We start from the raw sequence: 26873 nt of genomic DNA on the forward strand, positions 1-26873 counted from the left end.
CACAGCCGCCCTGCCGGTCAGTCGAACGGGGCGGACCCTACGCGCGCTCCGCGACGGAGGCATTGCAATTTTATGAACGTTCGATGACAGCAGGCATGTGAGGTGCGGGCAGCGCCTGTGGGCCGGGGTGGCTGCAGAACCGGCCGGAACCCTCGCCGGGGCGGCCGTGGTGTAGCGGGCGACGTCGCCGCAGCGGGCCGGGTGCTGTTGATCGCGGAAATTGTGATTTTGAGATTGCCCTTCACAGAGTCGTGAAATCGGGGCCCTGACGGGTGGTGATGCGCAGGGAGCCATTGGCGCAGCGGTCGGCGAGGCGGGAGGCAGCGAGTCCGGCGGCGCCATGGTCGGGTCCTGCGCGCGATCCGCAATTTACGTCTTGTGCTCAGACGACCGATATGAATACCTTTTATTGAACGTGAAATAAGGAATGCACGCATGATTGCGCCTTACCCGCAGGCCTGCGGCGGCCGGACAGACGTCCGTGACGATGCGGGGGAGGCCCCGGAGGATTGCGGCGTGCATGGATCATGCCTGCCTGACACCAGCCTGAACGCGGGCGACCTGAAGCTGACCCTGCGCGAGGCGGTCTGGACGACAGCGGCGATCGCCGCCGCAACCGTGCTGATCCTTGCGACCGGCGTTTGAATGCGCAAAGGGCGCCGCCACGTCGCGGTGGCGGCGCCCTTCGATAGGCCGGTGGTCTGTTGAACCCCCGGGGGATGATGTCAGCGCGGCAGCGGCGGCTGGTCGACGACGCGCAGATAGGGCTTCAGCGTCTTCCAGCCATTCGGGAAGCGCGCCTTCGCGTCGGCGTCGGACAGGCTGGGGACGATGATCACCGGCTGGCCATCGGTCCAGTTCACGGGGGTGGCGACCTTGTGCGCGTCGGTGAGCTGCAGGCTGTCCACCACCCGCACGATCTCGGCGAAGTTGCGCCCGGTGCTGGGCGGATAGGTCATGATCAGCCGGACCTTCTTGTTCGGGTCGATCACGAACACGCTGCGGACGGTGATGGTGGGGTCGGCTTCAGGGTGCACCATGCCGTAGAGGTCGGAGACCTTGCGGTCGGCGTCCGCGAGGACAGGGAAGTTGACCGCCTGGCCCTGGGTCTCCTCGATGTCCTTCTCCCAGCCCTGGTGGCTGTCGGCGGGATCGACGGACAGGCCGATCACCTTCACGTTGCGTTTGTCCCATTCCGGCTTGAGCCGCGCGGCTTCGGCCAGTTCGGTGGTGCAAACGGGGGTGTAGTCCTTGGGGTGGCTGAACAGGATGCCCCAGGAATCGCCGAGCCAGTCATGAAACGAGATCCGGCCGGTGGTGGTGTCCTGTTCGAAGTCGGGGGCAATCTGGCCGAGCTGGATGGTCATGCTTCTGCTCCTGTTATGGCGCCTCATGTTCGGGCGCCTTTGCGCCTTGGTTCACGAGATCATCGCGAGTCCGCGCCGGTTGAGAACCAGATATTGCAGCATTGCGCGCATCAGATCGCGAAGTTTATCGGCTCCGCCGTGGGGCGCCGCAGTCCCGCGGCGGTGGCGCGGCGGAGCAGGTCGTCGAGCGTGAGGGTGGAAAGCTGGTTGCGGGCGGCGTCCTCAAGCTCGCTCCAGAGGCGGTCGATGACGGCGGCCTGCAGCCGGCCGGTGGGGCCTTCCTGGGCGTCGGCGTCGTCCGCGGTGGCCACCGCGACGATGTCGGAGAGGCGGATGTCGCGGCGGGGCCGGCCCAGGCGGTAGCCGCCGCGGGGGCCGCGGAGGCTTTCCAGCAGGCCGGCGCGCGACAGGGCCTGCAGCAGTGGCTCCATGCCGCGGCGGGCCAGGCCGAGCCGCTCGGCGATGTCGGCGGCGCTGACCGTCGCCGCGCGGCCGCCGTGGAAGGCGACGTCGAGCATCACGGTCACCGCGACCATCGCGCGGTCTCTGCGGATCAGCATTGTTCTCCTGCCCTGTTCGCTGTCGGTAGCGGGGTATTAAATCACGATCGCGCGTTGTGATACACTGTCGCCATGCAAAAGACGACACGCCGAGACACGGCCGCCTCCGCCCCCTTCGCAGGACCCACGCCCGCGCGCGGGCGCATCCATGGCAGCATCCTGGAGACGATCGGGGCCACCCCGCTGGTGCGCATCCCCCGCATCTCGGCCGAGGAGGGGCTGCTGGCCGACGTGGTGCTGAAGCTGGAGTTCTTCAATCCACTGGGGTCGGTGAAGGATCGGATCGGGCTGGCCATGGTGGAGGCGGCCGAGGCCGAGGGAACCATTCATCCCGGCCGCTCCGTGCTGGTGGAGCCGACCTCGGGCAATACCGGCATCGCGCTGGGCTTCGTGGCCGCGGCCAAGGGCTACAAGCTGGTAGTGTGCATGCCCGAAGGGGCATCGACGGAGCGGCGGAAGATGCTGCGCCTGATGGGGGCCGACGTGCAGCTGACGCCGGCGCGGCAGGGCATGGCCGGGGCCATTGCCCGCGCCGAGGCGATCGTGGCGGCAACGCCGGGGGCGTGGATGCCGCGGCAGTTCGACAACCCCGCCAATCCCGCCATCCATGAGGCGACCACCGCCGAGGAGATCTGGACGGACACGGAGGGGAAGGTCGACATCGTCGTTGGCGGCGCCGGCACCGGCGGCACGATCACCGGGATCGCCCGCGCGCTGAAGCCGCGCCGCCCCGACCTGCAGGTGTTCGTGGTGGAACCGGCCGAGAGCGCCGTGCTGTCCGGCGACGAGCCCGGGCCGCACGGACTGCAGGGCATCGGGCCGGGATTCCGACCCGGCGTGCTGGACATGGACCTCATGGACGGAGTGATGCGCGTGAGCGAGCGCGACGCCATCGCCGCCTGCCGCCGCGCGGCACGCACCGAGGGGCTGCCGATCGGCATCTCGTCCGGCGCGGCGCTGCATGCGACGCTGGAACTGGCGCGCAATCCGGCGAATGCCGGCAAGCTGATCGTGGCCATCGCGCCGTCGTTCGCCGAGCGCTATCTGTCAACGCCGCTGTTCGCGGGAATGTAGCGTCCGGCTTCCGGCCACGGCGGAACGGCACGGACTGTGGCGCCCGGTGGCGTCAGCCGTGCCGGCGCGCCGCCTGCACGGCGGCGTCGAGCGCCGAGAGGAAGCGGGAGCGGTCCTGCTTGCCCAGGGGCGCCGGGCCGCCGGTGACGGCGCCGATCTCGCGCAGATGGCGGTTGATCTCGCGCCCCGCCAGCGCGCTGCCGATATTGTCGGGGGTCCAGCGCCTGCCGGTGTGCGACAGCGCCTGGGCGCCCCTGGCGAGGCAGCGCGCGGCCAGCGGGATGTCGGCGGTGACGCAGACATCGGCGGCGGTGATGCGTTCGGCGATCCAGTCGTCGGCGATGTCCGGGCCCTCGGGCACGGTGACCATGCGGACATTGGGCAGGCCCGGCGGGCGGATGGGGCGGGAGCCGTTGGAGACGACGTGGACAACGAGCCCGAGCCGGCCGGCCACGCGATAGACCTCCTCGCGCACCGGACAGGCATCCCCGTCGACATAGATTTCGCTCACGCCGTGCCTCCTGGTGGCGCCAACCCCTATGGCGCCGGTGCGGTGCATCGTGCTTGCATCGCCCTTCGCTGACCAGCGAGTGTTCAAGGGGGGTGGGATGCGGCGGATTCTGGGATTGGCGTGCGGGTTTGGGCTGCTGATGGCGGCGGGCGGGGCCCAGGCGGCGGGAACGTTGCGATTCGGACTGGAGTTCGATCCGGATGTGCTCGATACCGCGCGCAACGGCAGCTACACCGACCGCATCGTCTTCACCTCGATGTGCGACCAGCTGCTGGATATCGATGCGAAGCTGAACTTCGTGCCGCAGCTCGCGACGCGCTGGGAATGGTCGGAAGACGCCTTGTCGCTGACGCTGCATCTGCGCGACGGGGTGCGGTTCCAGGACGGCACGCCGCTGGATGCCGAGGCGGTGCGGCTCAATCTGGAACGCTATCGCAGCGCGCCGGAGAGCATCCGCAAGACCGAGCTGAAGCCGATCACCGGCGTCGACGTGCTCGACCCGCTGACGTTGCGCATCCGCCTGTCGACGCCGTATGCGCCGCTGCTGTCGTTGCTGGCGAACCGGCCGGGCACGCCGCTGTCGCCGAAGATCCTGACCAAGTCATCCGACGAGATCGCGGCGCATCCGGTCTGCGCCGGGCCGTTCAGCTTCACCAGCCGGGTGGCGCAGGACCGGATCGTGCTGGACCGTTTTCCCGGCTACTGGAACGCGAGCGCCATTCATTTCGACCGCATCGAGTTCCGCACGATCGTGGATTCGACGGTGCGGCTGGTGAACCTGCAGTCTGGGGCGATCGACGTCGTCAACCGGCTGGCCGCGACCGACGTGGCCGCGGTGAAGGCGAACCCGAAGCTGCGGCTGGCGACGTCGCCGTCGCTGGGCTACCAGCTGATCTCGTTCAACGTGGCGCATGGGCCGGCCGCCGACACGCCGCTTGGCCGCGATCCGCGCGTGCGCGCGGCGTTCGAAAAGGCGATCGACCGGGCGGCGCTGAACCAGGTGGTGTTCGAAGGGCTGTATGTTCCCAGCAACCAGACCGAGGCGCCGGGCAGCCGCTATTGGAACCCCGCGCACCCGGTGCCGCCGCGCGACGTGGCGGGCGCCAAGGCGCTGCTGAAAGAGGCGGGCGTGGAGCGGGTGGCGTTCACCTTCCTGGTCGGCAACGACCCCGTGAACGGGCAGATCGGGCAGGTGATCCAGGCAATGGCGGCCGAAGCCGGGTTCGACATCAAGATCGAGCAGCGGGAATCGGCATCGCTGGTGGCCTCGACCAAGGCGGGCAACTATCAGGCGGCGATGGTGATCTGGAGCGGGCGGCCCGATCCGGACGGGAATTCGACGATCTGGATGTCCTGCGGCGGGTTCGTGAACTGGGGGCAGTACTGCAACAAATCGCTGGACGCGCTGTTCGTGAAGGGTGCGGCAATCACCGATCCGGCGCAGCGCGTGCCGGTGTATCGCCAGATCTCCGACATCTATACGCAGGACCGGTCGCACATGGTGCTGTTCCACTTCACCTGGCTATGGGGGCTGAGCGACAAGGTGGAAGGCTTCGCGCCGATGCCTGACGGGCTGATGCGGCCGCAGGGGGTTCGGTTCCGGAACTAGGGGCGCCGGGTGGAAGGAAGGAAAGGGGACACGGAGAACACCGAGGTCCACAGAGGCCACGGAGAAGCAGGATTTTCGCGCGCAGCGCGCCAAAAAACTGCGAACACTGCGCCCGCCTCCTTCCCGCCTTCCTTCTCTGTGTCCTCTGTGGACCTCGGTGTTCTCCGTGTCCCCTTCGCTTGCTTGATGTCGCCGCCGTGGAACGTGAGTCGTGCCTGAGCGGCATACGGATGAAGAACTGAGGAAGAGTGCATGTCCATTTCGAACGTCAGCATCGACGGCAAACGCCTGCTCGGCGATCTCTATCGCCTGCGCGAATTCGGCACCTACAAGACGGGGGTACATCGGCCGACCTTCTCGCCGGTGGACATGGACAGTCGGCGCTGGCTGGCGGAGCGGATGCGCGAGGCGGGGCTGGAGCCGGAGATCGACGGGATCGGCAACGTGATCGGGCGCGGCGCCGGTGAAGGGCCGCGGGTGCTGCTGGGCAGCCATACGGAGACCCAGCCGCATGCGGGGTGGCTGGATGGCGCACTGGGCGTGATGTACGGGCTGGAGGTGGCGCGCACGCTTGGCCGCGGCGTGGACGTGGTGTCATGGGCGGACGAGGAAGGGCATTACGTGTCGTTCCTGGGCAGCCGGTCCCATGTCGGCGACCTCAGCGAGGCGGACATCGATGCGGCGCGCAATCGGTACGACGCAACGCCGCTGCGGGACGCGCTGGCTCAGGCGGGGCTGGCGGGGCGAGGGCGGGCGGCGTTCGAGCCCGGACGTTACGTCGGCTACCTGGAGGCGCATATCGAGCAGGGCGATGAGCTGGACACGACCGGGCGGAAGATCGGCGTGGTGACCAGCATCGTCGGCATCTGGCAGTACCGGGTGGTGATCGCGGGCGTACAGAACCATGCGGGGACCACGCGCATGGCGATCCGCAAGGATGCCGGCGTGGCGGCGGTGAAGCTGCTGTCGGCCATCGAACGGCGGTTCCCCGACGTGGCCGCGCCGCGATCCGTGTGGACGGCGGGGCGGATTGCGCTGACCCCCGGCGCGCCGAGCATCGTGCCCGGCGGGGCCGAGATCCTGTTCCAGTTCCGCGACGCCGATCCCGAGGTGCTGCAGCGGCTGGAGACGACACTGGAGGAACTGGTGGCGGAGGCGAATCAAGGGCCGTGCACGGCCGTTCTGGAGAACATCTCGCGCTCGATCCCGAAGACGATGGACCCGGGGTTCCAGGCGGCACTGGACCGCGCCGCCGAGCGCTACGCGCCCGGCCTGCACCAGCGCATGCCCAGCGGCGCCGGGCACGACGCGCAGCAGCTGGCGCGGGTGATGCCAGCGGCGATGCTGTTCGTGCCGAGCATCGGCGGCATCAGCCACCATTACACCGAGGACACCGCCGACGACGACATCGTGCTGGGTTGCCAAGTGCTGGCGGCTGCCGTCGCGGAGATCCTGGCGGGGTAGGCCGGGCCTGGCCGCTTCTCCGGGGCGCTTCAGCGGCCCCGGAGTTCCAGGGCGCGGCTGGGGCGGTCGGTGGTGAACACGTCGACGCCGAGCTTCAGCACCTTGCGGATGGCGTCGTCGTCGTTGACGGCCCAGGCACCGACGGCAAGGCCGCGGGCGCGAAGCTCGTCGCGAATCAGGGCGTCCAGCCGGTTCTGGCGCAGGCTGACGGCTCGGGCGCCGATCTCGTCGGCGACGGCGGCGATCCCGCCCAGGCCGATATCGTCCTGAACATGCGGGGCGACCAGCCAGATGGCGCCGGCGAGGCCGCCGATGGCGACGGCTTCGGCGACGATGTCGGCCTGGAAGCTGGTGACGACGGTGCGGCCGCGCATGCCCGCTTCATCGAGGACGGCGAGGGCGCGGGGCAGCAGGCCGGGATAGGGGCGGTGCTCGTGGTCCGGCTTCACCTCCATGCGCAGCGTGATGGCGGTGGGCGCGAACAGGGCGGTGAGCTCCGCCAGCGTCATGATGCGGTCGCCGGGCGCGCCGTTGAGCGTGAGCGCCCGCAGCTCGGCCAGGCTGCGCGCGGCGACCGGGCCGGTGCCGCTGGTGGTGCGGTCGAGGGTGGCGTCGTGGATCACCACGATCTCGCCGTCCGACGTGGGGTGGATGTCGAACTCGACCTGATCGACGGGAAGCTGCGCGGTGTTGCGAAACGCCGTGGGCGCGTTCTCGGGCCATTGCAGGGCGCCGCCCCGGTGGGATGCGATGCGGGTTGTCATGGCGCCGGCGCGCCTCCTTTCAGGTCAGGGTCGGGTCAAGGCGGTCGCGCAGCCAGTCGCCCAGCAGGCTCACGGACAGGGTGGTCAGCACGATGGCGGCGCTGGGGGCGAGCAGGATCCAGGGCGCGCGGGTCAGGTACTCGCGCCCATAGCCGACCATGTTACCGAGGCTGGTCATCGGCGGCTGCACGCCGAGGCCGAGGAAGGAGAGGCCGCTTTCGAGCAGCACCACTTCGGGGAAGGACAGGGTGGCCGAGACGATGAGGGTGGAGGCGATGTTCGGCAGCACGTGGCGCAGATAGATGCGCAACGGGCTGGCGCCGAGCTGGCGGACGGCGGCGGCGTAGCCCTGGGCGTTGGCAGCGATGGCCAGCCCCCGGGCGATGCGGGCGTGGCGTTCCCAGCCATAGAGCCCCATGAGGGCGACGAACAGCGGCAGCGAGTTGCCGAAGAAGGCGAGCACCGACAAGGCCAGGATGAGGAAGGGCATGCTCGCCTGGAAGTCGATGAGCATCAGCACGAGCTGCTCGACCCAGCCGCGGAAATGCGCGGCGAGGAAGCCGAGCGTGGTGCCGACGGTGGCGGCGATGACGGTGGCACCGAAGGCGATGAGCAGGCTGATGCGGATGGAGACGATGAGGCGGCTGAGCACGTCGCGGCCGAGTTCGTCGGTGCCGAGCAGGTGGCGGGCGGTGCCGCCGAAGCCGACGGGCGGGGTGAGACGAGCGCGCAGGTCGAGCGCGGTGATGCCGTAGGGGCGGATGGTCTCGGCCAGCAGGGCGACGGCCAGCATGGCGACGATCCAGGCCATGGCGACGGCGACCAGCGTAGGCACGCGGGCGTGCCGGCGCGGCAGGGGGGGCACGGTGGCAAGGGTGGTCGCGGACATGTCAGTGCGCCCCCGCCGCGGCCTGGCTGCGCAGGCGCGGGTCGAGCACGCCGTAGAGCAGGTCCACGATCAGGTTGGACAACACCATGGTGGCGGCAACCAGCAGCAGGATGCACTGCACCACGGCGAGGTCGCGATTGGCGACGGCGACGACGAGCAGGCGGCCGACGCCAGGCCAGCTGAACACGCTCTCGACCACCACGGCGCCGGCGATGAGGCTGCCGACCATGAAGCCGACGACGGTGACGGTGGGGATGGCGGCGTTGGGCAGGGCGTGGCCGCGCACCACCGCGCGCCAGGGCACGCCCTTGGCGCTGGCGGTGCGGATATAAGGCTGCCCCAGCACTTCCAGCATGGCGCTGCGAGTGAAGCGGGCGAGGATGCCGGCGCCGCCGAGCCCGAGCGTGATCACCGGCAGGATGGCGCTGCGCCAGCTCTCCTGGCCGCCGGAGGGCAGCCAGCCCAGCTGCACCGCGAACAGCAGCACCAGGAGCAGGCCGAGCACGAAGCTGGGCACCGTGAAGCCGGCGACGGCGCCGGCCATGACGATCCGGTCGGTGAGCGAGTCGCGGTGCAGGGCGGCATGGATACCGGCGGGAATGCCCAGGCCGACCTTGACCAGCAGGGCCGGGAGGGTGATCGCCAGGGTCGCGGGGATGCGCTCGGCGACGAGCTGGATGGCCGGGCGGCCGTCGCGCATGGACTGGCCCAGCTCGCCGTGGAGGATGGCGCCGAAATAGCGCAGATATTGGGCCCAGATCGGCTGGTCGAGGCCCCAGGCGTGGCGGAAGGCGGCGATGGCTTCCGCCGGCGCCTCCGGGCTCATGATCATCAACGCGGGATCGCCGGACAGGCGCAGCACGACGAAGGCGAAGGTGACGACGAGGCCGATGGTCAGCGCGGCGCGGGCGAGGCGCAGGCCGAGGAAGCGGAGCATCAGGTCTTCCAGTTGCGGCTGCTGAAGTCGAGGAAGAACGAGGGCGGCGCGCGCCAGGGCAGGGCCTTCGGCTTGGCGGTGAACACGGCGTTCTGGTGGAGCACGATATAGGCGGGGTCTTCGCGCTCGCAGATCTGCAGCATGCGCGCGAAGATCTGCTTGCGGCGCGGCCGGTCGGTGCTGGTTTCGAGCTCGACGGAGAGACGGTTCATCTCGGCGTTGGTCCACTCGCCGTTGGTCTGCTGGGCGCCGTTGGGGCCGTGCTGGTTGACGATGGAGGATACGGGGTCGTCGAACACGGCGGAGTTGGACCAGTCGCGCAGGCCGCGCGGGCCGGCCTTGTCGAGCACCTGGCCCCAGTTCTCCTTCACTTCGAGCTGGATGTTGAGGCCGACATCCTTCCAGGACTCCGCGAGGATCTGGGCGGTGGCGATCTCGGCGGTGTAGTAGTTGTTGCGGGCACGGTAGGCGATCGGCTCGCCTTTGTAGCCGGCCGCCTTCAAAAGCTGGCGGGCGCGGGCGGGGTCGTGTTCGGGCACGTGCCAGCCCTTGATGAACATGTCGCCGTAGAATTCCCATTGCAGCCCGGCCGGCACGCGGGCGCGGCCGGCCCACAGCGCATCGACGATGGACTGGCAATCCACCGCATGGGCCATGGCGAGGCGCACGCGGGGATCGACCAGCGCCGGGTGGTGCTTGTCGAACGTGACGATGCGGTGGTTCAGGACCGGGCCGCCCTGGACCTCGAAGGCCGGGTTCTTCTCGACCTCGCCGATCTGGTCCGGCGGGATGTCGCAGGCGAACTGGACCTCGCCGGATTGCAGGGCGGCGATGCGCGAGGCGGCTTCGGGGATTTCCAGGAAGCGCAGCGTGCGGATCGGCGGCCGGCCGCCCCAGTACTCATCATGCGCGTCGAGGATCAGCATGGAATCCGGCTTGAAATCGCGCAGCCTGTAGGGGCCGGTGCCGACGGGGCGGCGGGAGTTGGCCTGCCAGTTGCCGGCTTCGAGCCAGGCGCGGCGGGAGATGATCTCGCTGCCGCCGGCGGACAGGCGGCCTTCCATGGTGACGTCGGGCGTGGCGTTGACGAAGCGGACGGTGAGCGCGTCGACGATCTCGACCTTCGCCAACGCGGGCCAGTGGCGGCGGGCGATGGGCGGGATGTCGGCGGGGAGGTCCTTGCCGAACATGCGCTCGGGGCCGAACGAGAAGGCGATGTCCTCGGCGGTGAGGGTGTCGCCGTTGTGCAGCTTCACTCCGGGGCGGAGCTTGAGCTCCACGGTGGCGTTGTCGATCCGGCGCCATTCGGTGGCGAGGCCAGGGACGCGTTCGAGCTGGCCCTGCTGGTTGCGGGCGATCAGGGTTTCCATGATCGAGCCCAGCCAGCGTTCGCTGACATTGGAGGATTGCTCGCGCAACGGCTCCAGCACGCCGGTGTTGGCGATCTTCTGGACGGCGATGGTGATGGTCGGGCGGTTGTCGCTCTGGGCAATGGCGAAGCGCGGCAGCGTGGCGGCGGCGGCACCGGCGAGGACGAGGCGGCGGGGTATCGGGGGCATCAGGCGGCCTTTCTGATCGTGCCGGGGGCGAGGTGGCAGGCGACCTCGCGCCCGTCCGGCAAAGTCTGCAAAGCGGGAGTCTCGACCCGGCAGGCGGCGACCGCAACCGGGCAGCGTGGATGGAAGGCGCAGCCTTTTGGCCGGTCGGCAGGATTGGGCGGGTCGCCGGTCAGCACGATGCGCTCGCGCCTGCGGGCGCCGGGGACGGGGATGGCGGAGACCAGGGCGCGGGAATAGGGGTGGACGGGGTCGGCGAAAATCGCCTCGGGGTCGCCCTGCTCGACGGTGCGGCCGAGATACATCACCGCGACCTCGTGGCTGACCTGGCGCACCACTTTCAGGTCATGGCTGATGAACAGCATGGCGATGCCGCGGGCCTGCTGCAGGTCGGTCAGCATGTTCACGACCTGGGCCTGGATGGAGACGTCCAGCGCCGACACCGGCTCGTCGCAGACCAGCAGCGCCGGGTCGGTGGCCAGGGCGCGGGCCAGGACGGCGCGCTGGCGCTGGCCGCCGGAGAGTTCGTGCGGGTGGCGGGCGGCATGGTCGGGGCGCAGGCCGACGTCGCGCAGCAAGGCGGCGACGCGATCGCGGCGCTCGGCGGCGTTGCCGATGTCGTGGATGACCAGCGGCTCCTCGATCTGGGTGGCGATGGTGAGGCGCCGGTCCATCGCGCCCAGCGGGTCCTGGTAAACCAGTTGCATGCGGGCGCGCAGGCGGCGCCACACCGGGCTGCCCGGGGCGGGCATGGGCTCGCCCTCGAACCGGACAATGCCCTGGTCCGGCCGTTCGAGGCCGAGGGCGAGGCGGCCGGTGGTGGACTTGCCGCAGCCGGATTCGCCGACGATGCCCAAAGTGCGGCCGGCGGCCAGCCGGAGCGAGACGTCATCGACGGCGCGGACGGCGACGGCGCGGCCGATGAGGCCGCGGCGGCTGGCATAGACGCGGGAGACGCCGGCCAGTTCGAGCAGGTCGGTCATGCCGGCTCCGGCGCGCGGGCGTTGACGCGGATGCAGGCGGCAAGGTGGCGGTCGCCGGCGGGCTGGAGCGCCGGGACGGCGGCGGCGCAGGCGGGGGAGGCATGGTCGCAGCGCGGCGCGAAGGCGCAGCCGGGCGGCAGGTTCCAGGGCTCTGGGACGCCGCCGGGAATGGCGGACAAGCGGCGGCGGGGGCCGACCATGTCCGGAAGGGCGCCGAGCAGGCCCACGGTGTAGGGATGGGCCGGATGGGTGAACAGCGCCCCGGCCGGGGCCTGCTCGACGACGCGGCCCGCATACATCACGCCGACGCGGCTGCACATGTCGGCGACCACGCCGAGGTCGTGGCTGATCAGCACCAGGGCCATGCCGGTTTCGGCCTGCAGCCGGCGCAGCAGGTCGAGAATCTGCGCCTGGATGGTGGCATCCAGCGCCGTGGTGGGCTCGTCGGCGACCAGCAACTCCGGCTGGCCGGCGAGCGCCATGGCGATCATGACGCGCTGGTTCTGGCCGCCCGACATCTCGTGGGGATAGGTGTCGAGCCGCCGGCCGGCATCGGGGATGCCGACGAGGTCGAACAGGCGGCGGGCCTCGGCGCGCGCGGCCGGGCCGGCCATGCCGCGGTGCAGGCGCAGCGCCTCCTCCACCTGGCGGCCGACGCGGTGGACCGGGTTCAGGGCGCTTGCGGGGTCCTGGAAGATCATGGCGATGCGGCCGCCGCGGATGCGGTCGAGGGTCGCGGGCGATGCGCCCAGCAGGTCCTGGCCGTCGAGCAGGACCTGGCCGGCGACGGCGGCCTTCGCCGGCAGCAGCCCAAGGGCGGCGAGCCAGGTGACGGACTTGCCGCAGCCGGACTCGCCCACCAGCCCCACCGCCTCGCCCCGGCGCACGTCGAGATCCACGCCGCGCAGCGCGGGGACGCCGCCGAACGCCACGCGCAGGTCGCGGATGGAAACCAGTGTATCTGCCATCGAGACGGCATCTGCCGAGGTCAGAGGGAGAAGTTGCTCGCCCGGAAGTCCATGGCGAAGGACGGAGCCGCCTTCCATTTGATATCCTTCCGCTTCGCCGTAAAGGCCGCGTTCTGGTGGAGGATCGTGTAGGCGGGGTCTTCGCGCTCGGCAATCGCCAGCATCCGCGCGAAGGCGGCGTGGCGGCGGGCGCGGTCGGCGCTGGTCTCCAGAACCACGCAGAGCTGGCTGAACTCGGCGTTGTCGTATTCGCCCGCCTGCTGGGCGGCGCCGTTCGGGCCGAAGCCGGAGACGATGGAGCCGACGGGATCGTTGAACGTGGCGCCGGCCGACCAGTCGCGCACGCCGCGCGGGCTGGAACGGTCGCGGATCTGCGTCCAGTTCTCCTTCATCGTGATTTCGACATTGAGCCCGACCTGGCGCCACATTTCCACCAGGACCTGCGAGGTCGGGAGCTGGTTGGTGTAGTAGTTATTGAGCAGGCGGTAGGGGATGGGGTCGCCCTTGTAGCCGGCATCCTTGAGCAGCTGGCGCGCTTTCGCCGGGTCGAATTCCGGCGCCGTCCAGCCCTTGACGAACATGTCGCCGAAGAATTCCCACTGCATGCCCGCGGGAACGCGCGTGCGGCCGGCCCACAGGCCGTCGATGATGGCCTGGCGGTCCATGGCGTGGGCGAAGGCGAGGCGCACGCGCGGGTCGCGCAGTTGCGGGTGATGCTTGTCGAACGTGGTGATGCGGTGGTTCAGGATGGTGCCGCCCTGGATCTCGAAAGCGGGGTTGCGTTCCACCGCGACGATCTGGTCGGGCGGGATGTCGCAGGCGAACTGGTATTCGCCCGACAGCAGGCCGTTGATGCGCGAGGAGACCTCGGGCACTTCCACCAGGCGCAGCGTCCGGATCGGCGGGCGGCCACCCCAGTAGGCGTCATGCGCGTCGAGGACCAGCAGCGTGTCCGGCCGGAACTCGCGGATCCGGTAAGGCCCGGTGCCGACGGGCTTGCGGGCGTAGTCGAGCCAGGTGGGTGCGGCTTCGTAGGCACGGCGGTTGACGATCTCGCTGCCGAGCGCGCTGAGGCGGCCCTCCAGCGTGACGTCCGGGGTGGCGTTGACGAAGCGCACCGTGTGGCGGTCGACGATGTCGACGCGGTCGAGCCCCGGCCAGAGGCGGCGGGCGACGGGCGGGATCTCGTCCGGCACCTTCTTCGCGCCCTGGCCGACGATGGCGCTGAACGCCACCGGCAGGGTCTGGCCGTTCACCACGGGCCGGGTCTCGCCGAACATGCGGGCGGGGCCGAAGCTGAAGGCCACGTCCTCCGCGGTGAAGTCGTCGCCGTTGTGGAACTTCACGCCGGGCCGCAGCTTCAGCTCGACGGTGGTGTCGTCGATGCGGCGCCATGCGGTGGCGAGACTCGGCACCTGGGCGAGATTGCCGCGGTAGTCGAGGTCGATCAGCCGCTCGTTGAACATCAGGCTGGTGCGTTCGCCGACATTGGACTGCTCGCGCAGGCTGTCGAGCGTGTTGCTGTTGGCGATGCGCTGGACCGCGATGGTGATCGTGGGGCGGTCGTCGCCCTGGGCGATCGCGATGCGCGGCAGTGCGGCGGCAGCGCCCAGCGCCAGGGCCTGACGGCGGCTGATCCTGCTCATTGTATTCTCCGTGATGGTTGCGCGGGCGCCCGTCAGGCGCCCCAGTTATGCGCCCGGAAATCCATGGCGAAGGACGGAGCGGCCTGCCAGCGGATGTCCTTGCGCTTGGCGATGAAGGTCGCGGTCTGGTGGAGCACCGAGTAGGCAGGGTCCTCGCGTTCGCAGATCTGCAGCATGCGCGCGAACATGGCGCGGCGGCGTGGCCGGTCCGTGCTGGTCTCCAGCTCCAGCGACAGGCGGTTCATCTCCTCGTTGGTCCACTCGCCATATTGCTGCTGCTCCCCGTTCGGGCCGTGCTGGCTGACGATGGAGGAGACGGGATCGTTGAACACGGCGCTGTTCGACCAGTCGCGAATGCCGCGGCCGGGCCCACGTTCGAAGACCTGCGTCCAGTTCTCCTTCATTTCGATCTGCACGTTCAGGCCCGCAGCGCGCCACATCTCGACCATCACCTGCGCGGTGGCGACCTGGTTGGTGTAGTAGTTGCTGAGCAGGCGATAGGTGATGGGGTCGCCCTTGTAGCCGGCGGCCTTCACCAGCGCGCGCGCCTTGTCGAGGTCGAATTCCGGCACGCGCCAGTCGGCGACGAACATGTCGGCATAGAATTCCCACTGCAGCCCGTTGGGGACGCGGGTGCGGCCGGCCCAGAGGCTGTCCACGATGGCCTTGCGGTCGATGGCGTGGGTCATCGCCTGGCGCATGCGCGGGTCGCGCAACGGCGCATGGTTCCTGTCGAACGCGGTGATGCGGTGGTTCGGGATGGTGCCGCCCTGCACTTCGAAGCCGGGGTGCCTTTCGATGTCCACGATCTGGTCCGGCGGCATGTCGCAGGCGAACTGGTATTCGCCGGACAGCAGGCCGTTCACGCGGCTGGAAACCTCGGGCACCTCGACCAGGCGCAGGGTCTTGATGGGCGGACGGCCGCCCCAGTACTCGTCATGCGCGTCCATGACCAGATAGGTATCGGGCTTGAATTCGCGGATGCGGTAGGGACCCGTGCCCACGGGCTTGCGGGCGTATTCGAGCCAGGAGTTCGCTTCGCTGAACGCGCGGCCGCTGACCATGTCGCTGCCCCGGGCGGAGAGGCGGCCTTCGATGGTCACGTCCGGCGTGCCGTTGACGACGCGGACCGTATATTTGTCGACGATGTCGATGCGGTCGAACCCTGGCCACAGGCGGCGAGCGACCGGCGGAATTTCGCGCGGCAGTTCCTTGGTGGAGGACATGGTGACGATCTGGCCGCTCAGCGGCAGCGTCTTGCCCTGCACGGTCGGGCGGGTCTCGCCGAACATGCGCTGCGGGCTGAAGCTTGCGGCCACATCCTCGGCGGTGAATTCGTCGCCGTTGTGCATCTTCACGCCCGGGCGCAGCTTCAGCTCGACCGTCTTGTCGTCGATGCGGCGCCATTCGGTGGCGAGGCCGGGCACGGATTCAAGCCGCCCCTGGTAGTTCAGGTCGATCAGGCGCTCGGTATACATCGTCGCCATGCGCGTGCCGACATTCGACTGTTCGCGCAGGCAGTCCAGCGTGTTGCTGTTGCTGATCTTCTGCACGGTGACGGTGATGGTCGGCCGGTTGTCCGCCTGCGCGATGGCGAAGCGGGGCAGCACGCCGCCCATGGCGGCGGTTGCGCCGGCGAGCTTCAGCGCGTCGCGGCGGCGGATCGTTGTCATGCCTCTGTTCCCCGGATGGCTTTGCGCCGCACCCGGCATGGGTGCGCGCCGATGCGCGGGGGGTTAGCATGCGGCCAAGACGTGCCGATGAAGGTTGCGTTGCGGCCGCATGACAGTGGCGGCGGCGCGCGGATCGAGGCGGGCGGTCAGTGTTTCGTGGAGCCCGGGGCGATCGCGAAGTGCCGCTCCAGCACCGAGCCGCCGAGCGAGATGATCAGGCAGGCGAAGAAGAACACCAGGGCGGCGAAGGTGTAGCCCTCGGCCGCCAGGCCGGTCCAGGCCGTGTCCTTCAGCGACTGGTTCACCACGCCCATGAGATCGAACAGGCCGACGATGGAGACCAGCGTGGTGTCCTTGAACAGGTCGACGGCGATGTTGATGAAGCCGGGGATGGACAGGCGCAAGGCCTGGGGCAGGACCACCAGAAGCTGCACCTGGGCCGTATGCATGCCCAGCGCCAGCGCCGCCTCGGGCTGGCCGGACTGCACGCCCTGCAGCCCGCCACGCACGATCTCCGCCATGTAGGCGCTGGTGAACAGAGTGAGTACGACCAGGGCGCGCACCAGATTGTCGATGTTGACGCCGTTGGGCAGGAACAGCGGCAGCAGGATCAGCCCCATGAACAGCACGGCCAGCAACGGCACGCCGCGCCAGAACTCGATCATGGCGATGCTGCCGTAGCGGATGACCGGATATTTCGAGCGGCGGCCGAACGCCAGTGCGATGCCGAGGGGAATGCTGCCGCCGAGGGCGACGAAGGAGATGACGACGTTCAGCATCAGCCCGCCCCACTGCCCGGTCGGCACCAGTTCGAGCCCGAAGATGCCGCCGACCAGCAGGATGCCGTCGATGACCGGGATCAGCACGGCCAGTGCCAGCAACCACAGGCCGCGATGGCGGCGGGCGAACAATGCGCCGGTACCGATGACGACGAGGACCACAAGGCCGGCATCCACCCGCCAGCGCTGGTCCACTGGATAGATGCCGTAGAAGAACAGCGCGAGCCGCGCCCTGATGAACGCCCAGCACGCGCCGGTATCGGCGGCCTCGCAGCCGGCCCTGTTGGGGGCGTTCCAGACCGCGGTGCCGATCGCCCAGCGAAACAGCGGCGGCAGCACGAGCGCGAAGGCGGCCAGCATCAACAGGGTGATGGCGGCATTCAGCTTGGTGCCGAACAGGGCGCGGACCAGGGGATGACGCATCGCTAACGGCCCTGCAGCGTAAGGTGGCGGTTCCAGGCGTTCATCGCCGCCGAGGCGAGCAGGTTGATCGCCAGGAACACGCCGAGGACGAGCGTCATCACCTCGATCGCGCGGCCGGACTGATTCAGCACGGTGCGTGCGTATACCTGCAGGATTTCCGGATAGGCGATGGCGGCGCCGAGCGTCGTGGACTTGATGATGTTCAGGTACTGGCTGGTGAGCGGCGGGATGAGGATGCGCAGCGCCTGCGGCAGGATCACCACGAACATCGTCTGCGCGGCGCTGAGGCCGAGCGAGCGCGCGGCCTCCGCCTGGCCCCTGTGGACGCCCATGATGGCGGCGCGCACGATCTCGGCGATGAAGGCGCTGGTGTACACGGTGATGCCGAGGGTGAGCGCGACGAGCTCCGGCGGCAGGCGAACGCCGCCCACGAAGTTGAAGCCCTTCAGCGCCGGCGGGTCCCACTGCGCCGTGAAGCCCGCCAGCACGAGGCCGAGCAGCAACACGGGCGGCAGCACGATGAGGCGAGGCACCTGCACGCCCAGGCGTCGCCATGACACGGCGGCGATCATGACGATGACAATCGTGCCGGCGACGATCCAGTCCCAGCCGGTGCCGGACGGCGCGGGGACGTAGAGCCCGCGCACGTTGAGGAAGATCGAGGCGCCGACATGGATGCTCTGGCGCATCGGCGGCAGCACCTGCAGCACCGCCAGATAGAAGAAGACGATCTGCGTCAGCTGCGGGGTGTTGCGGATCACCTCGATCAGCACTCGCGCCGTGCCGACCGCCAGTGGATTGCCGGACAGGCGCATCAGCGCCAGCGCGAGACCGAGGGCCGAGGCGAGGATGATGATGAGGGCAGCGGCGAACAGCGTGTTCACCCCGGCGACATAGAGGGCGTGGCCGTAGGTGAAGCTCTCGTCCCAGGCGACGAGATGGAACGGGATGTCGAATCCGGCCCGGGTGAACAGGAAGCCGAAGCCGAAGGTGATGCTGCGTTGCGCCAGGTTGTCGACGACGTTGTGGGCGAACCAGAGCACCACGGCGCCGGCCGCGATCACGGCCAGCGCCTGCCAGGCCAGCGCCTTCTGCTTGGTGGTCAAGGCGCCGGCCTTGCCGTCAGCGTCCGAGGATCACCGGAACGGCAGCGTGTAGTGCATGCCGCCGTTGTTGTAGAGGTTGTTCAGCCCGCGCGGCAGGTTGAGGGCGTTCGGGCCGAAATGCCGGTCGTAGATCTCGCCGTAGTTGCCCGTGGCCTTGATCGCGCGGAAGGCCCAGTCGCTGTCGAGGCCGAGTTGCTTGCCGGTGTCTCCCTCGGCGCCCAGCAGGCGCAGGATGAAGGGATTCTTGGAGGTCTTCCTCAGTTCGTCGGCATTGGCCTGGGTGATGCCGAATTCCTCGGCGGTCTTGAGCGCGGTGTCGAGCCAGAACAGGATTTTCTGCCAGCGCGGATCGCCGGAGCGGGCGTGTATGCCGAGCGGCTCCTTGCTGATCAGCTCGGGCATGATGATCCACTCGGACGGGTTCTTGAGGGTGGAGCGCATGCCGGCGAGGCTGCCGCTGTCGTCGGAATAGCCGTCGCAGCGGCCGGCTTCCATGGCCGCGATCGCTTCCTCGGGCTTCTCGAACAGCAGGCTGCCGATCTTGGCGCCGGTGGAGCGGGCGAAGTCGGCGATGTTGAGCTCCAGCGTGGCGCCGGTGATCATGCAGATGGTGGCGCCCTGCAGCTCGGCGGCTTTCTGCACGCCGATCGACTTGCGCACGAGGAAGCCCTGGCCGGCGTAGAAGTTGACCGCGACCTCGTCGAGGCCGAGCTGGTTGCTGCGGGTGAAGGTCAGCGTGCTGTCGCGGATCAGCACGTCGATCTCGCCGGCCTGCAGCACGGTGAAGCGGGCCGCGGCGGTGGTGGGCGTGTAGCGCACCTTGTCGGGATCGCCGAGCACGGCGGCGGCGATGGCGCGACAATAGTCGATGTCCAGGCCCTTCCATTTGCCGGTGTTGTCCTGGGCGGCGAAGCCGGGGACGCCGGTGTCCACCCCGCAGGCGAGGGCGCCGCGTTTCTTGATGTTCTCCGCGGTCGGGCCGGGCGGGGGTGCGAGCTGGGCATGGGCGATCGCCGCTGTCGTCACGATCGCCACGCCGACAGTCAAGGCCAGCCGCCCGGCGCGCAGCAGCAATGCTGGTACCGTCATCGTGAACTCTCCCCTCTTATGTGGTTCAGTCTCCCACGGTGAGGCTGACGCATTCGTGCCCGGGTTGCAACAGGATGCTCGGTGCCCGTGCGGGCATCTCGACCGCAGGCGCCCGCTGACGCATGATGGGGGCTCAGAGGTGCGCCAGCACCCAAGGCCGATCATACGCAAGAGGTAGAATTCATGTACCCCGAGGTTTCGTTGTTCATTGACGGCGCCTGGACGCCGAGCGCCGCCGGCAAGACGCTGACCGTGCTGAACCCCGCGACCGGCGACGCGCTCGGCACGCTGGCTCATGCCGGACGCGCCGACCTGGACCGTGCGCTGGAAGCCGCCGAGAAGGGATTCCACGTCTGGCGCAAGGTTTCAGCCTATGAGCGCTCGAAGATCATGCGCAAGGCGGCGGCACTGTTGCGCGAGCGGGTGGATGCCATTGCCCGGCTGCTGACCATGGAGCAGGGCAAGCCGCTGGCCGAAGCCAAGGGCGAGGCGGGTGCTGCCGCGGATGTGATCGAGTGGTTCGCCGAGGAAAGCAAGCGCGCCTATGGCCGGGTGATCCCCGCCCGCGCCGACGGCGTCTATCAGCTGGTGATCAAGGAGCCGGTGGGCCCCGTGGCCGCGTTCACGCCGTGGAACTTCCCGATCAACCAGGCGGTGCGCAAGATTTCGGCCGCGCTGGCGGCGGGCTGCTCCGTGATCCTGAAAGGGCCGGAGGAGACCCCGGCGAGCTGTGCCGAGCTGGTGCGCGCCTTCGCCGACGCCGGCGTGCCTGCGGGCGTGGTGCAGCTGGTTTACGGCATTCCCAGCGAGATCTCGGAATACCTGATCCCGCATCCGGTCATCCGCAAGATCAGCTTCACCGGCTCGACCCCTGTGGGCAAGCAACTGGCGGCGCTGGCCGGGTTGCACATGAAGCGCGTGACCATGGAACTCGGCGGACACGCCCCCGCGATCGTGTTCGACGACGCGGATATCGACGTGGCGAGCAAGATCCTGGCGGCCAGCAAGTTCCGCAACGCCGGGCAGGTCTGCGTGTCGCCCACGCGGTTCCTGGTGCAGGAGAAGGTGTACGACAGCTTCGTCGAGAAGTTCGTGGGCTTTGCCGAGAAGGTGAAGGTGGGCGACGGTCTGGAGCCCGGCACGACCATGGGGCCGATGGCCAACCCGCGCCGGGTGGCGGCGATGGAAACCTATATCGGCGACGCCGTGCAGAAAGGCGCGGTGGTGAAGACCGGCGGCAAGCGCATCGGCAACAAGGGCAATTTCTTCGAGCCGACGGTGCTGACCAATCTCAACCGCGACATGCGGGTCATGAACGAGGAGCCGTTCGGTCCGCTGGCGCTGATGGTGCCGTTCTCGACCTTCGACGAGGCGGTGGAAGAGGCGAACCGGCTGCCCTACGGGCTCGCGTCCTACGCCTATACGCGCTCGGCCAAGACGGCGAGCACGATCGCGGCGGCGGTGGAGTCCGGGATGATGTCGATCAACCATCACGGGCTGGCGCTGCCCGAGGTGCCGTTCGGCGGCATCAAGGATTCGGGCTATGGCTCCGAGGGCGGGCTGGAGGCCATCGAGGCCTATCTGAACACGAAGTTCGTGACCCAGGCGGGTCTGTAGGACGTAGGGCGGGGACCGGTTCGCCGGTTCCCGCCCAGACTTTGGCGGCCGAAGTCCCGCGCTACAGCTTCGTGCCCTTCTGCCAGACGCCGATGACGTGCAGAGCGGCGTCCAGGGCGACCAGGTCGGCGGTGCAGCCGGCCGAGATGCGCCCAAGATCGGGGCGGCGGATGATGCCGGCCGGCGTGGCGGTGGCCATGCGCAACGCGCTTTCCAGTGGGATTCCGACCAGGCGTACCGCGTTGCGGACGGCGTCGGCCATGGTCAGATGGGCGCCGGCGAGCGTGCCGGCGGCGTTGGTGAGGCGGCCGTCCGCAAGATGGATCGGCTCGCCGTTCAGCACGAAGCCGCGGCAGTCGGATGCAGCAGTGGCCATTGCGTCGGAAACCAGAAACAGACGCCCGGCGCCCTTGGCGGCGAAGGCGATGCGGACGCTGGCGGGGTGGACGTGGTGGCCGTCCACGATGATGCCGGCGTGGGATTGTGCGCTGTCGAGCGCCGCGCCGACCGCACCCGGGTTGCGTGAGGCAAACTGCGACATCGCGTTGAACAGATGCGTGAAGCCGGTGACCCCGGCATCGAGGCCGGCGCGGACCTGTTCGTAGGTGGCGTCGGTATGGCCGGCGAAAACGGTGACGCCGGCGCCGCAGAGGCGGGTGATCTGCGCTGGCGCCACGGTTTCGGGCGCAAGCGTCACTTTCAGGTGGCCGGGGAAGGGCGCGCACAGCAAGGCGATGTCGGCGTCGTCTGGCACGGTGACGTTGGCGGCCGGGTGGATGCCGCGGCGCGTTGGCGCGATGAACGGGCCTTCCAGATGCAGGCCGGCGATGCCCGGCATCCCGGCGGCCAGCGCGGCACGGGCGGCGTCAACGGCCAGGCGGAGTTGCGGCCGCGTGCCGCTGATCAATGTGGGCAGGATCGTTGTGGTGCCGGCGCGGCCATGCGCGGCGGCGATTCGGCTCAGGCAATCGGGTGTGGCGGCGTCGTTGAACATGACGCCGCCGCCGCCGTTCACCTGAAGGTCGATGAAGCCCGGGGCAAGGGTCGTGTGGTCGGGCAGGCGGATGACCGGCGTGCCAAGTGGGATGGCGACGGCAGGGGCAACGCCCGCGATCGTCGGGCCGTCGAGCAGGACGGCCTGGTCGTGCGCGAATGCCTCGCCGTCGAACAGGCGTGCCGCCAGCAGGGCGATCATCGCCGCAGGTCCGCGAGCGCCGTGCGCAGGACGCCGCCGGAGCGCTCAAGTAACGACTCGGCCTCGGTTCGATCCAGGCCCTCGAGAATCAGCACGGCGGTCTTCACCCGCCCACCGGCCGCGTCCAGCGCGGTGCGGATCGCGGCATCGTCGCGGCCGGTGAGGTGGTGCAGCATGCGCTGAGCGCGGCGGCGAAGTTTCTCGTTGCGCGCTTGCATGTCCACCATCAGCCCCTGGTGCACCCGGCCCAGGCGGACCATCACCAGCGTGGAGAACAGGTTCAGCACGATCTTCTGGGCGGTGCCGGCCTTCATGCGGGTCGAGCCGGCAATGGCCTCGGCCCCGGTCTCCACGAGAATCGGATGCGCGGCAGCTTGCAGAAGGGTGCCGCCGGGGCTGTTGGCGATGCCGATGGTGAGCGCGCCGCGGCGCGCGGATTCGGCGATTGCGGTGGTGGTGAAAGCGGTGTTGCCGCTGGCGGCGGTGCCGAGCACGACGTCGTCGGGGCCGATGGCGTGATGGGCAATGGCGGCGATGGCGGCGTCGCGGTCGTCCTCGGCGTTCTCGATGGCGCGGGTGAAGGCCGGCTCGCCGCCGGCCATGAGCAGGACGAGTCGTTGCTGCGGCCAGTCGAAGGTGGGCGGCAGCTCGGCGCCGTCCTGCACCCCGATGCGCCCGGATGTTCCTGCCCCGGCATAAACCAGCCTGCCGCCCTGGCGCAGGCGCGGCCACGATGCTTCGGCGGCCTGCGCGATGGCGGGCAGTGCGGAGCGCACGGCGGCCACGGCAGCAAGCTGGCCTTCCCACAGCACCTCAAGGATGGTGGCGGGATCCCACGTATCGAGATCGCGGAATCGACTGCTGATCGATTCGGTGGCGGGGAGGGTTGCACCTGCGTTCGTTTCAACCATGTTCCTGGCTCAATTTTCTGGCGGCACTCAACAGCGCGGTGGCGTCTGGATCAAGCGGCATGCGGTGCGTGCTGTGCTGCGTTGCATCAAATTGTTCGAACGGATGCAGCGGGGGCGCAGAAATCTTTTGCGTGGGCCGAAAAGCGCTGTTAGGAGGCGGCGTCTTTCGAACCACTCATACGCCTGCGCCGATTCGCGGCCGGGATATCTGGCGGAAGTAGACAGGAAAGGACACAGATTCGCATGTCGAAAGCGTTCATTTCGCAAGTCATCCAGGACTCCGCGTCGCTGACTGGCACGGCGGCCAACCGTGCGGCCACAGACCTGATCACGGCCATCGTCAAGGAACTGAAGAAGACCGGCAAGTTCACGCTGCCGAGCTTCGGCACGTTCAGTGTTCGCAAGACGAAGGCGCGCAAGGGCCTCAACCCCCGCACTGGCGAGCCGATCAAGGTGAAGGCTGGCAAGACCGTTCGCTTCAAGGCCTCGCCGACGCTGAAGAAGGCCGTCTGACCCGACGCTCGCCAGCAGACGGACGCCAGAAAGGGCGCGGGCGGGCGGCACGGCGGTGCCGCGGCCCGTGCCCTTTTCATGTCATGGCGCCCGTCGGCTGCGGGGCGGGCGTCGTTGGAACTGCCAGTCATTTCAGGCTGTTCCGTCGGGAAATTTTACATTCGCATTTTGCGAAAATCACAACTAGCTGATTCAAAAAAGAAAATATGCTTGGCATGCCTGTTGCTTACTCATTCGTGAACGCCGTCCCGCTGTCTTGGCGTGAGTGGGACTCTAACGACGATGATTGAGGTGGAGGTGAAGATGGGTGCTGCTCGTCATTTGGCTGGGCTTCTTGCGGCGGCGGCGGTGTCCATCGCGGGCTTCTATTCAGCACCGGCGCACGCTGCGGTGACGGTGACGAATTCGTTCAGTGACTGGACGGCCGCGGTTGGCGGCGGCGGCTACATCGAGAATTCGACGATCACCGGCGCAACGGGAGCGAGCGTGACGCTCGGCCTGCAGGGCGGACCGCTGACGGTCAAGGGGTCGTCCGGGAACATTCTGGTCACGACGCCGACTGCCCAGACCTGGTCCGCTTCACTCAGCACGCCTGCGAAGCTGTTCAGGACTGTGAACGGTGCGAGCCTGTCGTTGACATGGAACGGAACCAACGCAGACGTCGCGTTCGGCTTCTATTTCATGCCGACCATCACCGGCACGTTCAACATCACCGTCACGACCACCGATGGCGGCACTCTCACGTATAGCAACATCAACGGCATCGGCACCTATCCCGAGTCGGGCGGCCCGGCCATGTTCTTCGGCTACTACGGCGGACCTCTGAATGGCGAGCCGCCGATGATCACCCTGACCGAGACATGCGTCGCAAACTGCGGCAGCGTCAACGGAACACAGGTCGGCGGCATCGCCATTGCCGATTTCGTCGAGGCGCGCGTGCCGGAGCCTGCCACGATGGCGCTCCTGGGGGTCGGTCTGGTTGGCTTGGGCCTGGTGCGGCGCCGCAAGCTCAGCTGATTGCCTGATCCGGGCGTAAGTCTTGCAGGGCGGCTCCTCCGGAGCCGCCTTTGCTTTTTGCGCCGGCCGCATGCTGGCGGCCCCGAGCGGCCTTCAAGGCGAACAAGGCCGTGCCGGCGGCGATCAGCGAAAAGCGCGCCGCACTGCCTGTCTTGCCGGGGGCATAAAGAACACCCCCTGTACGAATCACTGGGAGCAGCCGTCGCCGCAATCAGATGTCGACTTCGGATACCGTGCGCGCGTGCTCCTGGATGAACTGGAAGCGCAATTCCGCGCGACGGCCCATGAGGTTCTCCACCAGGTCGTTGGTGCGTGCCCGCTCCTCGGCCAGCGCCACCACTTTCAGCAACGTGCGCCGTGACGGGTCCATCGTGGTTTCCTTCAGGGCAGAGGGGGGCATCTCGCCCAGGCCCTTGAAGCGGCTGATCTCGAGCTTCGCGCCGGCCTTGAACAGTTTCACCTTCCGCTCGCGGTCGGCGTCGTTCATGGCGTAGATCGATTTCGCGCCCTGGGTCAGGCGATAAAGCGGCGGCTGCGCCAGATAGAGATGGCCGTGGCGGACCAGCTCGGGCAGCTCGCGATAGAAGAAGGTCATCAGCAGCGAGGCGATATGGGCGCCGTCTACATCGGCATCCGTCATGATGATGACGCGGCCGTAGCGCAGGCGGCTGCGGTCGAAGCGGTCGCCGACGCCGCAGCCCAGCGCCTCGATCAGGTCCTTCAGCTCCTGGTTCTGCCGCAGCTTCTCGGTCGACGCGCTGGCGACGTTCAGGATCTTGCCACGCAACGGCAGCACGGCCTGAGTGGCGCGGTCGCGGGCCTGCTTGGCCGACCCGCCGGCACTGTCGCCCTCGACCAGGAACAGTTCGGTTCGTCCCGCGTCCTCGACGGTGCAGTCCGCGAGTTTGCCAGGCAGCCGCAGCCGCCTGGTGGCCGATTTGCGCGGCGTGTCCTTCAGTTCGCGCCGGCGCAGGCGGTCTTCGGCGCGCTCGATGACGAAGGCCAGGAGGTTGTCGGCCTGGGTGGGGTCGCCGGCGAGGAAATGGTCGAAGCGGTCGCGCAGGGCGGTTTCCACGAGGCGGGTGGCCTCGGGGCTGGTCAACTTTTCCTTGGTCTGCCCCTGGAACTGCGGCTCGCGGATGAAGGCAGACAGCTTCGCAGCCATGCCACCCAGCAGGTCGTCGGCGACGATCTGGGCCGCACGGCGGTTGCCGCGCTGCTCGCCCCAGGCGCGCAGGCCCTTCAGCAGGGCGTTGCGGAAGCCGGTCTCGTGGGTGCCGCCCTGCACCGTGGGCACGGTGTTGCAATAGGAGTCGAGGAGGCCCTCGCCCTGTTCGAGCCAGACCACGGCCCATTCGACCCGGCCGGTGCGATGCCCGTTGGGGCCCGAGGGCAGGTCGGCATCGCCGGACCAGACGGGAACGACGCGGGGCGCTCCGTTGATGTCTTCTTCCAGGCTGTCGCGCAGGCCGCCGGGGAAATGCAGCACCGCCTCGGCGGGCGTCTCATCCTTCGGGCCCTTGAGCAGGGCGGGGTCGCTGGCCCAGCGGATCTGGACACCGCGGAACAGATAGGCCTTCGAGCGGCACAGCCGGTACAGCCGGGCCGGGATGAACTGCAGCCCGCCGAAGATCTGGGGGTCCGGCTTGAAGCGGATGGTCGTGCCGCGCCGGTTCTGCGTCGGGCCGGCATTGGCCAGGCCGCCGGTGGGCTTGCCGCGGACATAGCTCTGGCGCCACAGCGTGCGGTCACGGGCGACCTCCACCTCTAGCGCTTCCGAGAGGGCGTTGACGACCGAGCTGCCGACGCCGTGCAGGCCACCCGAGGTATCGTAGACCTTGCCGCCGAACTTTCCACCCGAGTGAAGCGTCGTCAGGATCACTTCCAAGGCACTGAGATTCTTGAATTTCGGGTGTGGGTCGACGGGGATGCCGCGGCCGTTGTCGCGCACGGTCAGGAAGTTGCCCACCTCCAGGGTCACCTCGATGAAGCTGGCATGGCCGGCCACGGCCTCGTCCATGGCGTTGTCGAGGATCTCGGCGGCGAGGTGATGCAGCGCGGTCTCGTCGGTGCCGCCGACATACATGCCGGGCCGGCGCCGGACGGGCTCCAACCCCTCCAGGACTTCGATGTCCTTGGCGGAATAGGCGTCGGCGTCGCGGGCGGCCGACTTCACTTCCTTGGGGCCTTCCTTGGGGGAGGACCCGAACAGATCGTTCATG

At 68.7% G+C, this 26873-nt stretch carries 24 protein-coding genes; 7 read left to right on the forward strand and 17 right to left on the reverse strand.

What is annotated here, in order from left to right:
• Nucleotides 1-435 precede the first annotated feature (435 nt).
• Nucleotides 436-645 carry a hypothetical protein gene (locus OL599_RS16135; protein WP_264714853.1) on the forward strand — a complete coding sequence of 70 codons (210 nt, stop codon included), beginning with the start codon at nt 436-438 and terminating at the stop codon, nt 643-645.
• Nucleotides 646-725: 80 nt separating this feature from the next.
• Here OL599_RS16135 and OL599_RS16140 read toward each other — a convergent pair whose 3' ends face one another.
• Nucleotides 726-1367, reverse strand: coding sequence for a peroxiredoxin (locus OL599_RS16140; protein WP_264714854.1), 642 nt, complete (start codon nt 1365-1367; stop codon nt 726-728).
• 110 nt (nt 1368-1477) lie between these two features.
• Entirely contained in the window at nt 1478-1927 is a 450-nt protein-coding gene (locus OL599_RS16145; protein ID WP_264714856.1) for an Rrf2 family transcriptional regulator, read from the reverse strand.
• Between the two features lie 72 nt (nt 1928-1999).
• On the opposite strand from OL599_RS16145, the gene cysK reads away from it, so the two are divergent.
• Entirely contained in the window at nt 2000-3001 is a 1002-nt protein-coding gene (gene cysK, locus OL599_RS16150; protein WP_264714857.1) for a cysteine synthase A, read from the forward strand.
• 52 nt (nt 3002-3053) lie between these two features.
• Here the strand turns inward: cysK and OL599_RS16155 are convergent, their stop codons facing one another.
• Nucleotides 3054-3512 carry a YaiI/YqxD family protein gene (locus tag OL599_RS16155; RefSeq protein WP_264714858.1) on the reverse strand — a complete coding sequence of 153 codons (459 nt, stop codon included), beginning with the start codon at nt 3510-3512 and terminating at the stop codon, nt 3054-3056.
• A 97-nt stretch (nt 3513-3609) separates the two neighbouring features.
• On the opposite strand from OL599_RS16155, the gene OL599_RS16160 reads away from it, so the two are divergent.
• Entirely contained in the window at nt 3610-5121 is a 1512-nt protein-coding gene (locus tag OL599_RS16160; protein ID WP_264714859.1) for an ABC transporter substrate-binding protein, read from the forward strand.
• Between the two features lie 252 nt (nt 5122-5373).
• Complete coding sequence (locus OL599_RS16165) at nt 5374-6585, forward strand: Zn-dependent hydrolase (protein ID WP_264714860.1); 1212 nt, start codon at nt 5374-5376, stop codon at nt 6583-6585.
• A 29-nt stretch (nt 6586-6614) separates the two neighbouring features.
• Here the strand turns inward: OL599_RS16165 and OL599_RS16170 are convergent, their stop codons facing one another.
• The 11 genes from OL599_RS16170 to OL599_RS16220 all read right to left on the reverse strand — a co-directional run bounded on the left by OL599_RS16170 (nt 6615) and on the right by OL599_RS16220 (nt 19398).
• The gene (locus tag OL599_RS16170; protein WP_264714861.1) at nt 6615-7349 is read right to left on the reverse strand and encodes a glycerophosphodiester phosphodiesterase family protein; all 735 of its coding nucleotides are present in this window, start codon (nt 7347-7349) and stop codon (nt 6615-6617) included.
• Nucleotides 7350-7368: 19 nt separating this feature from the next.
• Complete coding sequence (locus OL599_RS16175) at nt 7369-8238, reverse strand: ABC transporter permease (RefSeq protein WP_264714862.1); 870 nt, start codon at nt 8236-8238, stop codon at nt 7369-7371.
• Between the two features lies 1 nt (nt 8239).
• Nucleotides 8240-9175, reverse strand: coding sequence for an ABC transporter permease (locus tag OL599_RS16180; RefSeq protein WP_264714864.1), 936 nt, complete (start codon nt 9173-9175; stop codon nt 8240-8242).
• Nucleotides 9175-10734 (reverse strand): ABC transporter substrate-binding protein, encoded by a 1560-nt coding sequence (locus OL599_RS16185; protein ID WP_264714865.1) that lies wholly within the window; start codon nt 10732-10734, stop codon nt 9175-9177. Before OL599_RS16185 ends, OL599_RS16180 begins: the two co-directional genes overlap by 1 nt.
• The gene (locus OL599_RS16190; RefSeq protein ID WP_264714866.1) at nt 10734-11714 is read right to left on the reverse strand and encodes an ABC transporter ATP-binding protein; all 981 of its coding nucleotides are present in this window, start codon (nt 11712-11714) and stop codon (nt 10734-10736) included. Before OL599_RS16190 ends, OL599_RS16185 begins: the two co-directional genes overlap by 1 nt.
• Nucleotides 11711-12682, reverse strand: coding sequence for an ABC transporter ATP-binding protein (locus OL599_RS16195; protein WP_264714867.1), 972 nt, complete (start codon nt 12680-12682; stop codon nt 11711-11713). Before OL599_RS16195 ends, OL599_RS16190 begins: the two co-directional genes overlap by 4 nt.
• Nucleotides 12683-12702: 20 nt before the next feature.
• Nucleotides 12703-14328, reverse strand: a complete 1626-nt coding sequence (locus OL599_RS16200; protein WP_264714868.1) for an ABC transporter substrate-binding protein — start codon at nt 14326-14328, stop codon at nt 12703-12705.
• Nucleotides 14329-14360: 32 nt separating this feature from the next.
• The gene (locus OL599_RS16205; protein ID WP_264714869.1) at nt 14361-16001 is read right to left on the reverse strand and encodes an ABC transporter substrate-binding protein; all 1641 of its coding nucleotides are present in this window, start codon (nt 15999-16001) and stop codon (nt 14361-14363) included.
• A 146-nt stretch (nt 16002-16147) separates the two neighbouring features.
• Nucleotides 16148-17203, reverse strand: coding sequence for an amino acid ABC transporter permease (locus OL599_RS16210; RefSeq protein WP_264714870.1), 1056 nt, complete (start codon nt 17201-17203; stop codon nt 16148-16150).
• Between the two features lie 2 nt (nt 17204-17205).
• Entirely contained in the window at nt 17206-18309 is a 1104-nt protein-coding gene (locus OL599_RS16215; protein ID WP_264714872.1) for an amino acid ABC transporter permease, read from the reverse strand.
• Between the two features lie 30 nt (nt 18310-18339).
• A complete protein-coding gene (locus OL599_RS16220) occupies nt 18340-19398 on the reverse strand; it encodes an amino acid ABC transporter substrate-binding protein (protein ID WP_264714873.1) in 1059 nt (352 codons plus the stop codon).
• A 183-nt stretch (nt 19399-19581) separates the two neighbouring features.
• On the opposite strand from OL599_RS16220, the gene OL599_RS16225 reads away from it, so the two are divergent.
• Nucleotides 19582-21015, forward strand: a complete 1434-nt coding sequence (locus tag OL599_RS16225) for an NAD-dependent succinate-semialdehyde dehydrogenase (protein ID WP_264714874.1) — start codon at nt 19582-19584, stop codon at nt 21013-21015.
• A gap of 61 nt (nt 21016-21076) precedes the next feature.
• Here the strand turns inward: OL599_RS16225 and nagA are convergent, their stop codons facing one another.
• Together nagA and OL599_RS16235 are read right to left on the reverse strand one after the other, a co-directional pair.
• Complete coding sequence (gene nagA, locus OL599_RS16230) at nt 21077-22210, reverse strand: N-acetylglucosamine-6-phosphate deacetylase (RefSeq protein WP_264714875.1); 1134 nt, start codon at nt 22208-22210, stop codon at nt 21077-21079.
• Entirely contained in the window at nt 22207-23121 is a 915-nt protein-coding gene (locus OL599_RS16235) for an N-acetylmuramic acid 6-phosphate etherase (protein WP_264714876.1), read from the reverse strand. Before OL599_RS16235 ends, nagA begins: the two co-directional genes overlap by 4 nt.
• 243 nt (nt 23122-23364) lie before the next feature.
• Between OL599_RS16235 and OL599_RS16240 the strand changes: the two genes are divergently transcribed.
• Nucleotides 23365-23634, forward strand: coding sequence for an HU family DNA-binding protein (locus tag OL599_RS16240; protein ID WP_264714878.1), 270 nt, complete (start codon nt 23365-23367; stop codon nt 23632-23634).
• A gap of 282 nt (nt 23635-23916) precedes the next feature.
• On the forward strand, nt 23917-24651 hold the full coding sequence (locus OL599_RS16245) for a PEP-CTERM sorting domain-containing protein (RefSeq protein WP_264714879.1): 735 nt from the start codon (nt 23917-23919) through the stop codon (nt 24649-24651).
• Nucleotides 24652-24862: 211 nt separating this feature from the next.
• On the opposite strand, the gene parE is transcribed toward OL599_RS16245, so the two are convergent.
• On the reverse strand, nt 24863-26872 hold the full coding sequence (parE, locus tag OL599_RS16250; RefSeq protein ID WP_264714880.1) for a DNA topoisomerase IV subunit B: 2010 nt from the start codon (nt 26870-26872) through the stop codon (nt 24863-24865).
• Nucleotide 26873 lies beyond the last annotated feature (1 nt).

The sequence above is a fragment of the Limobrevibacterium gyesilva genome (genome assembly GCF_025989185.1).
GTDB lineage: Bacteria > Pseudomonadota > Alphaproteobacteria > Acetobacterales > Acetobacteraceae > Limobrevibacterium > Limobrevibacterium gyesilva.